Below are 9,989 nucleotides of genomic sequence, written 5' to 3'. Positions count from 1 at the left end.
GCTGGCCGTGCAGGCTTCGCTGCTCGCGCAGACCGCGCCGCCGGCCGTGGTGGGCGCGTTCTGCGCCTCGCGCCTGGGCGGCGACTGGGGCCATGCCTTCGGCACGCTGGGCGCGGGCACCGATTTCGATGCGATCGTGCGGCGCGCGCAGCCGGTCTAGAAGAACACTGTCTCCCTCTCACAAGGAAAAACCACGATGGCCGATCTGATCCTGCACCACTACGCCACCTCGCCCTTCTCGGAGAAGGTGCGCCTGATCCTCGGCGCCAAGCAGCTGCCGTGGAAGTCGGTCTTCATCCCGCCGATCATGCCCAAGCCCGACGTGGAGGTGCTCACGGGCGGCTACCGCAAGACGCCGTTCCTGCAGATCGGCGCCGACATCTACTGCGACAGCGCGCTGATCGCCGACGTGCTCGAGCACCTGCAGCCCGCGCCCACGCTGTACCCCGAGCCCGAGAAGGGCATGTCGCGCATCCTCGCGCAGTGGGCCGACACCACCCTGTTCTGGGCCGCGATGGCCTGGAACCTGCAGCCCAAGGGCGCGGCCGAGGTGTTCGCCAAGGCGCCGCCCGAGGCCGCCAAGGCCTTCGGCGAGGACCGCGCGAAGATGAGCGCCGGCAACATGACGCGGCTGCGCCCGGGCGATGCCACCAGCGCCTACAAGTCCTACCTGCGCCGGCTGTCCGACATGCTCGACGACAAGCCCTTCCTGCTCGGCGAGGTGCCCAGCATCGCCGACTTCGCGGCCTACCACCCGCTCTGGTATACGCGCCGCATCGAGGCGGTGAAGGGCATCCTCGACCTCACGCCCGCGGTGGTCGACTGGATGAACCGCATGGCGGCCATCGGCCACGGCACGCCCGACAAGTTCGGCGCCGACGAAGCCATCGCCGTGGCCAAGGCCGCGACGCCGCATTCGCTGCTGACCGACAGCACCTTCCAGGACGACCACGGCATCCCGCTGGGCAGCGCCGTCACCCTGCGCGCCGAGAGCTTCGGGCTCGAGGAAACGCCGGGCACCCTGGTGGCCGCCACGCGCACCCACTACACGCTGGAGCGCAACGGCGAGCGCACGGGACGGGTGCATGTGCACTTTCCGCGCATCGGCTATGTGCTGAAGAAGGCCGAGGCCTGAAGAAACCGCCGGGCCGGTGATCGCCGACCCGGCGATCCCGCTCAGTTCACCGTGTGCGAGCCCAGGCCGTCCGAGGTGTCGATGGGCAGGGGGACGGCGGGGCCCCATTGCTCCGCGGGATCGAAGGGCAACAGCGGATTCCGGTCGCCGGCCTTGACCTCGGGCTTGCGGCGCAAGGTCTGGTTCAGCGTGCTGATGGCGCCGCTCTTCCACTCGTTGCCGGGGTCCACGCCGACCTGGCCGATGCGGTCGATGACCGTGCCCGACTTCTCGATCGTCAGCGCATCGTCGCCGTTGTAGTTGACCACGCTGCTGACGATCGAGCCCGCGGGCTTGAAGGGGGCCGTGGCGCCGCTGTTCGAGAGCACCAGCGTCGCGCCCGCGGCCAGCGTGCCGCTGAGCACCTGCGTGTTGGTCGGCGTGCTCGCGCCGTTCGAGTACAGCTTGACGGTATAGAGGCTCAGGTCCAGCGCCGCCGCGGTCGGGTTGTAGAGCTCGATCGCCTTGTTGTTCGAGCTGCCCTCGATGTACTCGCTGAAGAACAGGTCGGGCGGGCCGGGCGGAACCACCACGATCTTGCTGACCGCGACGCTGCCGGAGCGCGTGGCGGTCTGGCCCGCCGAGTTGGTCAGCGTGATCACGACCTCGAAGCTGCCCGCGGCCGCGTAGGTGTGCGTCACCGTGCCCGCGCCCGGCGCGGTCGTCGCGGCGCTGCCGTCGCCCCAGTCGACCGAGAGCGAGGTCAAGGTGGCGGTGCCGCCGGGCAGGGCTTCCGTGATCGTCACGCCATAGCTTTCGCCGGCCTTGGCGCTTGCGGGGATCGTGCCGCCGAGGATCGGCAGCGTCACGGCCGCATCGGCCGCGAGGTTCAGCCCCACCAGCACCGGGTCATGGTCCGAGGCGCGGAACGGCGTGGGCGCGTAGCGGTCGTCGGTCGTGAAGTCGGTGTTGTAGTCGAGCGCGGTCGGCTCGTCGGCATTGATGTGCCACACGCCCACGCCCGCGACCTGCGCGGCCAGCGAGCCCGAGGCATAGGCATGGTCGAGCGCGCCGGTCTCGCCGCCGAACACGTAGGTGTAGCGGTCGTTGGCGGGTATGCGCTTGAGCAGGCTCTCGTTGCCGGCCGACTCGAGCACCTTCGTCGGGTCCTCGAGCAGGTAGCTGTTGAAGTCGCCCATCATCAGCACGTCGGCTTCGCCCTGCGCCTTGAGCTTGGCGACGAAGCTGTTGAGCGCCGTCGCCTGCTGGGTGCGCGCGAGGTTGAAGCAGCCCTGGCCCAGGTCGATGTCGCCGGTGCCCGGGCAGCTGCCCTTGCTCTTCAGGTGGTTGACCACGAACCAGAAGCCGCCGTGGTTGCCCACCGCGCTGAAGCGCTGCGCCAGCGGCGGCCGGCCGCTGGGCGCGACGTACTCCGTGAGGTCGGTGCCGGTGGGAAACACCAGGCCGCCGACGCGCTGCACCTTCGCGGGCTTGTAGAGGATGTCGACCTTGATCGCGTCGGTGCCGAAGCTGCCGCTGCGCACCGAGGCGTAGGTGCCCGCGCCCAGTTTGGCGTTGAGCGCGGCCACGAGGTTGTCGGTCGCCACGTCGGTGTTCTGGATCTCCATCAGCCCGATCACATCGGCATCGAGGCCCGCGATGGCCGCCACGATCTTGGCCTGCTGGCGGTCGAACTCGGTGCGGTTGTTGGCGCCGCGGCAGTTGCCCGCGCTCACGGCCTCGCTGCCGAGCGTGCAGCCCTGGCCGGTCTGGCCCGCGGCGTTCTCGCCGTTCTGGAAGGTGGTGAAGTAGTTCAGCACGTTAAGGCTCGCCACCTTCAGCGCACCGCCGACCGCGGGCGCGGTGGCCGGGCGCGGATTGGCCTGCGCGAAGCTGGTCGCCTCGGTCGGCTGGATCCGGTAGGCCGCGAAGTTGTGGCTCAGGATGCCCGTGACCTTCTGCGTCGTGTCGCCCATGCGGCGCGTGCCGTCGGTGCCCGCGGCGCTGAGGTAGGGGATGGGGTTCGGGTTCTGGCGCGAGCCGCCGTCGTCGAGCACGATGCGCGCGAGCAGGTTCTGCTCGTGCGTGGCGGTCGCGTTGCCGTTGGTGGGATTGAACTGGCGTCCGTTGAGCGCCAGCACCAGCTGGCCGTAGCGGCCCAGCTCGAACAGCTCCGACACGGCCAGCGGCTGCGCGATCTCGACCAGCATGCCTTCGTAGCGCTCGAGCGTGGACTCGTCGGCCACGGGCAGCGTGATCGGCGTCGGCGCGATCGCGAGGCCCGAGCCGCAGATGGAGACGGCCACGGGCTTGTCGCTGCTGCCCGCGATCTGCGTGATGCTGTCGGGCTTGGCACCGGCGCCCGCGGTCTGGCCGAACTCGGTCACCGTGCCCGAGACCTGCACGTAGTCGCCGACCGCCACGCGCGTGGCGTTGGCCGGTGCGTAGACGAAGAGGCCCTCGGAGGTCAGCGGATCGGCATCGGGCACCAGCGACTGCACGAAGAAGCCGTTGAGCCGGGGATCGCCGGTGCCGGTGGCCTGGAAGTCGCCGACCACCACGCCGCGCACGGTCACGGCCTGCTCGGCCATCGGGCTCAGGTGGCCCGTGCCCTGCACGGCGGGAATGGCCGCGAGCGGCGCATCGGCCGGAATCGCGGCGGCGCAGGTCGGTGCCGGCGGCGGCGGCTGCACGGGCGGTGGCGCGGTGTCGGTGGGCGGCGGGGGAACGAAGGGGAAGACGGCACCGCCGCCGCCTCCGCCACCGCATGCCGTCAACGCGACGACCGCCGCGAGTACCAAAGTTCTGAGTTGCCAGGTCGGCCTCGGCGCTGCATGGATCATGGGAAATTTCCTGGATGGATGAAGGTCCGGCGAGCGGGCTGCGGCGGGTTATAGGCAGCTTGTATGTAGCTTCGGAGACACCCTTCGGCCCTGTCGGCCCATGCGTAAACCAAAGGCTTCGCGCTGCGTCGCACGAACGACAGCCGCGTGCGCGCCGACGCGCTCTAATGCTCGGCGCAGAGCCATTCCAAAGGAACGTATCCAATGATTCAGGACTTCAAGGGCAAGACCGCCGTGCTCACCGGCGCGGGCTCGGGCTTCGGACTCGAATGCGCGCGCATCGGCGCGGCGCGCGGCATGAACCTCGTGCTGGTCGACGTGCAGCAGGACGCACTCGACAAGGCGCAGGCCGAGATGGAAGCGGCCGGCGCGCAGGTGCTGGCGCGCAAGGTCGACGTGTCGGACGCGGCGCAGATGGAAGCGCTGGCCGCCGCCGTGAAGGAGCGCTTCGGCGCGCCGCACTTCGTCTTCAACAACGCCGGCGTGGGCGCGGGCGGCCTAGTGTGGGAGAACACCGTGGCCGACTGGGACTGGGTGCTCGGCGTCGACCTCTGGGGCGTGATCCACGGCGTGCGCCTGTTCGTGCCGATGATGCTCGAGGCCGCCGCGAAGGACCCTTCGTACCGCGGCCACGTGACCAACACCGCGAGCATGGCCGGCCTGCTGACGCCGCCGAACATGGGCATCTACAACGCCGCCAAGGCCGCGGTCGTGAGCCTCACCGAAACCATGTACCAGGACCTGAACCTTGTCACCGACCAGATCGGCGCCAGCCTGCTGTGCCCGTACTTCGTGCCCACCGGCATCACCAGCAGCGAACGCAACCGGCCCGATGCGCCCAAGCAGAGCGAGCTCACCAAGAGCCAGCTGATCGGCCAGGCCATGAGCAACAAGGCGGTGAGCAGCGGCAAGATCACGGCGGCCGAGGTCGCGGCCAAGGTCTTCGAGGCGATCAGCGACAACCAGTTCTACGTCTTCAGCCATCCGAAGGCGCTGGGCAACGTGCGCAGCCGCATGGAGAACATCGTCTCGATCACCAACCCCGCGGATCCCTTCCTCGAGCGGCCCGAGATCGGCGCCAAGCTGCGCGAGCAGCTGCGCGCGCCCTGACGCTCAGGCCGCGGCCTGCCGCAGCGCCACCGCCACCAGCACGGCCGACGACAGCGTGGCCGCGGCGGTGCGCACGCTGTTCCACAGGGTCCAGGTCCGCAGGTAGCTGTTCCACAGCGTCTCGGTGGGCGCGGCGGCCAGCTGGTCGTTGAGCGGCACGTTGAAGACCATGGTCACGCCGAAGCAGCCGAGCACGTAGAGCAGGGCGCCCAGCAGCACCAGCTGCGAGTCGGTCTGCGCGATCGAGAACAGCGACCAGATCGCGAGAGCGATGCCGAGCACGGCCGTGCCCATGAACAGCGCCATGAAGCTCGGCGTGATCACGGTCACGTTGATCGCGTTCATCGCGCGCATGCCCTCGGCCCCCGGCACGCGCGCCAGCGCGGCCATGATGAAGGACGAGAACGCGTAGAACATGCCGGCGACGAGTGCGCTCGACAGCGCGCCGGCCAGCACCAGCACGGTCAACAGCTTGCCGCTCACGATGCGGCTCCCCAGACGCCGGTGGGCGCGGTGCGCGCGAGGTAGTCGGCGAAGCTGCGCGGCGGCCGGCCCAGCGCGCGCTGCACGCCGTCGGCCACCGGCGTGTTGCGGCCGTCGAGCACGGTCTTGAACAGGTAGATCACGAGCCACGCGAGATCGGGCGGCAGGCCGGCCTGGCCCAGCGCGGCGGCGTAGTCGTCCATGGTCACGATGCGGCAGCCGATGCCGCGCTGCGCGGCCTGGCCGATGCGGCGGATTGCCTCGGGGAAGTCCAGCGCCTCGGGCCCGGTCAGTTCGTAGAGCTGGCCGCCATGGCGCCCGCCCTCGGGATCGAGCAGCGCGGCGACCGCGATCTCGGCGATGTCGTCGGCATCGACGAAGGGCTCGGGCGCGAGGCCCTCGGGCAGCGTGATCTGGCCGGCGACGATCTCCTCGAGAAAGTAGTTCTCGCTGAAGTTCTGGAAGAACCAGCTCGCGCGCACGATGGTCCAGTCGAGCGCGGTGGCGCGCAGCGCATTCTCGGCGTCCTCGGCCTCGGGTTCGCCGCGGCCCGACAGCAGCACGGTCTTGCGCACGCCGGCCTTGGCGACCGCCTGGTAGAAGTCGCTCACGGTCTCGACCGCGCCGGGCACGCAGAGGTCGGGCTGGTAGGCGATGTAGACGGCGCTCACGCCCTCGAGCGCCGGACCCCAGGTGGCGCGGTCGTTCCAGTCGAAGGCGGGGCGGGCGTTGCGCGAGCCGGCGCGCACCGCATGGCCGGCGGCCTGCAGCAGGGCCATGACGCGTGCGCCGGTCTTGCCATGGGCGCCCAGGACGAGGATGGGACGTGCATCGTCCCGCGTCTGGACTTTGGTCTGATCGATTGCCATCTCGGACTCCTTGGGTTAATGTGAGGACTGCTCACGTAAAAAATGATATTCCCTCACATTTCGAGCGTCAACCGTTTTTTCGAGTCCGATCCGCCATGAATTCCATCGCCATCGCCACCGCCTCGGCCGCCCGCAAGAACCCCACGCAGGAGCGCAGCAAGGCGCGGGTCGAGCTGATCCTGGAATGCGCCTCAGCGCTGATCGAGCGCGGCGGCAGCGACTCGCTGAAGATGAGCGAGGTGGCCGCGCGCGCCGGCATCTCGATCGGTTCGCTCTACCAGTACTTCCCCGACAAGAGCGCGCTGATCCGCGTGCTGGCCGAGCGCATCAACCTGCACAGCCGCGGCTGCATCGAGGAGGGACTGCGCGAGGTGCACGACCTCGCGAGCCTGCGGCTGGCCTTCTCGGCGCTGGTCGACCGCTATTTCGAGATCGTCAGCGCGCGGCCCGTGATGCGCGACATCTGGAGCGGCATGCAGGCCGACCGGCAACTGCTCGGGCTGCAGATCGCCGAGAGCCGCATCGCCGGCGGCATGCTGGCCGAGGCCATGCGCAAGGTGCACGGCGATGCGGAGCACGAACGCATCGAGCAGTCGGCCTTCCTGATCTGGGAGCTGGGCGAGGCCACGATCCGCCTCGCGATCGGCGTGGCGAGCGAGGAGGGCGCGGCGCTGGTCGCGGCCTACAAGCGCATGGCGCTGCGCGAGATCGCCGAGCCCTTCGAGGACTGATCAGCCCGCCGGCTGTGCCTGCGACGCGATCCAGTCCCAGACCGCGCGCACCGCCGGCTCGTCCTCGCGCCCGTTCGCGGTGGCCAGGAAGTAGCGCCCGGTATCGAGCGCCGGCCCGAAGGGCTGGACCAGCGCGCCGCTGCGCAGCTCCTCGGCCGCGAGCGTGAGGCTCAGCAGCGCCACGCCATGGCCGCCGAGCGCGGCCAGGATCGCATGGGTCTCGTCGGAGAACGAGAGCTCGGCCTCCGGCGCCTCCTTGGCCGCCGGCTTCGCGGAGCGCCCGCGCGGCGGCGCCATGCCTGCTTCCTCGAACCAGCGCGGCCACAGCGCCGGCGCATGGGCCTGCGGCTGCCAGTCGCAATGGATCAGCCGGTGCCGCGGCAGGTCTTCCACGCGCGCCAGGCCCAGCATCGGGCTGCACAGCGGCGCGTAGCGCTCGGGCATCAGCGCGCGTGCCGCCAGGCCCGGCCAGCGGCCGCTGCCCAGGCGCACCGCGATATCGGCCTCGCCACGCGCCAGGTCGACCACCGTGTCGCTCGCATGCAGCCTGAGCTCGATGCCCGGGCAGGCCGCGCGGAAGGCCGCCATGCGCGGGATCACCCAGCGCGCGGCGAAGGCGGTGTTGGTGCTCAGCGTCACGGCCTGGGTGGCGGCCGGCCGGCGCAGCCGCTCGACACCGGCCTCGAGCGCGTCGAAGCCCTGGCGCAGGTCCTCGAACAGCCGCTCGCCCGCGGGCGTGAGCGCCAGTTGCCGCGTGAGCCGGCGAAACAGCGGCTGGCCCAGCGTGTCCTCGAGCGCGCGCACCTGGTGGCTGATGGCCGAGGGCGTGACCGACAACTCGTGCGCCGCGCGCAGGAAGCTGCCGTGCGCCGCCGCGGCCTCGAAGGCGCGCAGCGCGAGCAGCGGCGGCAATCGCCTGGGCGACCTGACAGATGAATCTGGCTCGTTCATTGGAGGAAAAACGATCGTTTGTGAGGCGGCGGCGAGGCCCATAGATTCTGGATACGCCTCGGCCGATCGCCATTCTGGCATCGCGAGACGAAAGACATCTATTCACTCATCTCAAGGACCACCGACCATGTCCCTCCGACTGCTCCACATCGACACCAGCGCCCGAGCGGGCCGTTCCGGCACCGATCCCCATGGCTCCCACTCGCGCCGCCTGTCGGCCCGCTTCGTCGAGCGCTGGCACGCGCTGCGGCCCGGCGACGCGGTCGAGCACCTCGACGTCGGCCAGCAGCCGCCGGGCTTCGTCGATGGGCGCTGGATCCATGCCGCCTTCACCGCGCCCGAGCAGCGCGAGCCATGGATGACCGAGCGCCTGGCCGAGAGCGACCGCCTGGTCGACCAGCTGCTGGCGGCCGACCTCGTGGTGGTCGGCCTGCCCATGTACAACTTCGGCGTGCCGGCGCAGTTCAAGGCCTGGATCGACAACGTGGTGCGCGTGGGCCGCACCTTCGGCTTCGACCGCGCGCGCGGCGCCGTGCCGTACTGGCCGATGCTGCCGCCCGGCAAGCGGCTAGTGCTGCTGGGCGCGCGCGGCGACCACGGCTATGGCCCGGGCGGCCGCATCGCGCACATGAACCACGCCGAGGCGATGGTGCGCACGGCCTTCTCGTACATCGGCCTGACCGAGGTGCACGAGGCCGCGGCCGAGGGCGACGAGTTCGGCGGCGCGCTGCTGGCCGACTCGCTGGCCCGGGCCGAGGCCGAGGTCGATGCGCTGGTGGATGCGCTGGCCGGCGCGGTGACGGCCCCGGCGGCCGGGCAGCCGCTCGTTGCCGTTTGACGGGAGGACGCGGCGGCTGCATCCGTTCGGGCTGCCGCCGCGTATGGGGAAGCGGAGGGTGTATGACGTTTCTCACCTTCCGCTGACCGACGAACGCACCGATACTCGCCCCAGGTCGCATGAGCCGGCACGGAACCCCGGCGCGCCACTGGCCTTCCCATCTCATTCATGACCCCTTCGCGACCGTTCCATCGCCGCTTCGGACTCCATACCCGCGTCAGCCTCGGCGTCGCCGCCGTGGTGCTGGCCGCGACCGTCGCGATCGCGATGGTCGCGCTGCAACTGGTGCGCGGCAGCCTGCGGGCCTCGATCACCGGCGAGCAGTTCGCGCGCGTCTCCTCGATCGCCACCGGCGTCGACCAGAAATTCGGCAGCCGCCGCATCCTGCTGCAGACCTTCGTCGACAGCGTCGAGGCGCAGAACTTCCAGGACGGCCGGCCGCTGCAGGCCTTCCTCGAGCGCCACAAGTCGCTGCGCCTGGCCTTCGACAACGTGGCCTTCCTCGACCTCGACGGCAACCTGGTGGCCAACCTCAGCAACGCCAGCCAGGTCGGCACCATCAACATCCGCGACCGCGCCTATTTCCAGCAGACGGTGCAGTCGGGGCTGGGCCTGATCTCGCGGCCCTACCGCAACCGGTTGAACGGGCTGGCGCAGATCGCCATCACCGAGCCGGTGCTCGATGCGCAGGGCAAGGTGCGCTTCGTGATCTCGGGCGCCATCAACCTCAAGGACCGCAACATCCTCGGCGACCTGGCCGACGTGCGCTTCGGCAAGACCGGCTACCTGTTCATCCTCACGGCCGACGGCGTGGTGGTCGACCATCCCGACGCGGCGCGCATCCTGAACCGGCTGCCGACCGAGAACGGCGCCAACCCCGAGATCCGGCGCGCGATCGCGGGCTTCGAGGGCACCAGCGAGGGCATCGACGAATCGGGCGTGCGCGGCCTGTTCGCGTTCCAGCGCACTGACCAGACCAACTGGATCGTCGGCGCCATGTACCCGAGCGACGAGGCCTTCGCGCGCATCGATGCGATCGAGCGCGTGGCG

9 protein-coding genes are annotated in these 9,989 nt (G+C 70.2%); 5 read left to right on the top strand and 4 right to left on the bottom strand.

What is annotated here, in order from left to right; genetic code table 11:
- Nucleotides 1-196: 196 nt before the first annotated feature.
- On the top strand, nt 197-1,135 hold the full coding sequence (locus AC27VN_RS21735) for a glutathione S-transferase family protein (RefSeq protein ID WP_093342070.1): 939 nt from the start codon (nt 197-199) through the stop codon (nt 1,133-1,135).
- A 41-nt stretch (nt 1,136-1,176) separates the two neighbouring features.
- Here the strand turns inward: AC27VN_RS21735 and AC27VN_RS21730 are convergent, their stop codons facing one another.
- Nucleotides 1,177-3,957 carry an ExeM/NucH family extracellular endonuclease gene (locus AC27VN_RS21730; protein WP_490877859.1) on the bottom strand — a complete coding sequence of 927 codons (2,781 nt, stop codon included), beginning with the start codon at nt 3,955-3,957 and terminating at the stop codon, nt 1,177-1,179.
- Nucleotides 3,958-4,161: 204 nt separating this feature from the next.
- Between AC27VN_RS21730 and AC27VN_RS21725 the strand changes: the two genes are divergently transcribed.
- Complete coding sequence (locus tag AC27VN_RS21725) at nt 4,162-5,067, top strand: SDR family oxidoreductase (protein WP_490877858.1); 906 nt, start codon at nt 4,162-4,164, stop codon at nt 5,065-5,067.
- Nucleotides 5,068-5,070: 3 nt separating this feature from the next.
- Here AC27VN_RS21725 and AC27VN_RS21720 read toward each other — a convergent pair whose 3' ends face one another.
- Complete coding sequence (locus AC27VN_RS21720) at nt 5,071-5,550, bottom strand: anthrone oxygenase family protein (RefSeq protein ID WP_490877857.1); 480 nt, start codon at nt 5,548-5,550, stop codon at nt 5,071-5,073.
- On the bottom strand, nt 5,547-6,419 hold the full coding sequence (locus tag AC27VN_RS21715; protein WP_490877856.1) for an NAD(P)H-binding protein: 873 nt from the start codon (nt 6,417-6,419) through the stop codon (nt 5,547-5,549). Before AC27VN_RS21715 ends, AC27VN_RS21720 begins: the two co-directional genes overlap by 4 nt.
- Before the next feature lie 95 nt (nt 6,420-6,514).
- On the opposite strand from AC27VN_RS21715, the gene AC27VN_RS21710 reads away from it, so the two are divergent.
- Complete coding sequence (locus tag AC27VN_RS21710) at nt 6,515-7,150, top strand: TetR/AcrR family transcriptional regulator (protein ID WP_490877855.1); 636 nt, start codon at nt 6,515-6,517, stop codon at nt 7,148-7,150.
- Here the strand turns inward: AC27VN_RS21710 and AC27VN_RS21705 are convergent, their stop codons facing one another.
- The gene (locus AC27VN_RS21705) at nt 7,151-8,101 is read right to left on the bottom strand and encodes a LysR substrate-binding domain-containing protein (protein ID WP_490877854.1); all 951 of its coding nucleotides are present in this window, start codon (nt 8,099-8,101) and stop codon (nt 7,151-7,153) included.
- Nucleotides 8,102-8,228: 127 nt separating this feature from the next.
- Here AC27VN_RS21705 and AC27VN_RS21700 point away from each other — a divergent pair, with 127 nt between their 5' ends.
- Together AC27VN_RS21700 and AC27VN_RS21695 are read left to right on the top strand one after the other, a co-directional pair.
- Nucleotides 8,229-8,939 carry an FMN-dependent NADH-azoreductase gene (locus AC27VN_RS21700; RefSeq protein WP_093342060.1) on the top strand — a complete coding sequence of 237 codons (711 nt, stop codon included), beginning with the start codon at nt 8,229-8,231 and terminating at the stop codon, nt 8,937-8,939.
- A gap of 168 nt (nt 8,940-9,107) precedes the next feature.
- On the top strand, nt 9,108-9,989 hold an 882-nt coding region (locus AC27VN_RS21695), incomplete at its 3' end, for a cache domain-containing protein (protein ID WP_490877853.1).

The sequence above is a fragment of the Variovorax sp. 20P10.2.4 genome (assembly GCF_058244205.1).
The sequence above is the reverse complement of the archived record's forward strand: the minus strand, read 5'-3'. Positions and strand labels throughout refer to the sequence as shown.

Excerpts from the sequence above, each read along its gene's own strand:
- AC27VN_RS21730 (WP_490877859.1), bottom strand. The coding sequence starts at position 3,957 with ATGATCCATGCAGCGCCGAGGCCGACCTGGCAACTCAGAACTTTGGTA.
- AC27VN_RS21725 (WP_490877858.1), top strand. The coding sequence starts at position 4,162 with ATGATTCAGGACTTCAAGGGCAAGACCGCCGTGCTCACCGGCGCGGGC.
- AC27VN_RS21700 (WP_093342060.1), top strand. The coding sequence starts at position 8,229 with ATGTCCCTCCGACTGCTCCACATCGACACCAGCGCCCGAGCGGGCCGT.
- AC27VN_RS21710 (WP_490877855.1), top strand. The coding sequence starts at position 6,515 with ATGAATTCCATCGCCATCGCCACCGCCTCGGCCGCCCGCAAGAACCCC.
- AC27VN_RS21715 (WP_490877856.1), bottom strand. The coding sequence starts at position 6,419 with ATGGCAATCGATCAGACCAAAGTCCAGACGCGGGACGATGCACGTCCC.
- AC27VN_RS21705 (WP_490877854.1), bottom strand. The coding sequence starts at position 8,101 with ATGAACGAGCCAGATTCATCTGTCAGGTCGCCCAGGCGATTGCCGCCG.
- AC27VN_RS21735 (WP_093342070.1), top strand. The coding sequence starts at position 197 with ATGGCCGATCTGATCCTGCACCACTACGCCACCTCGCCCTTCTCGGAG.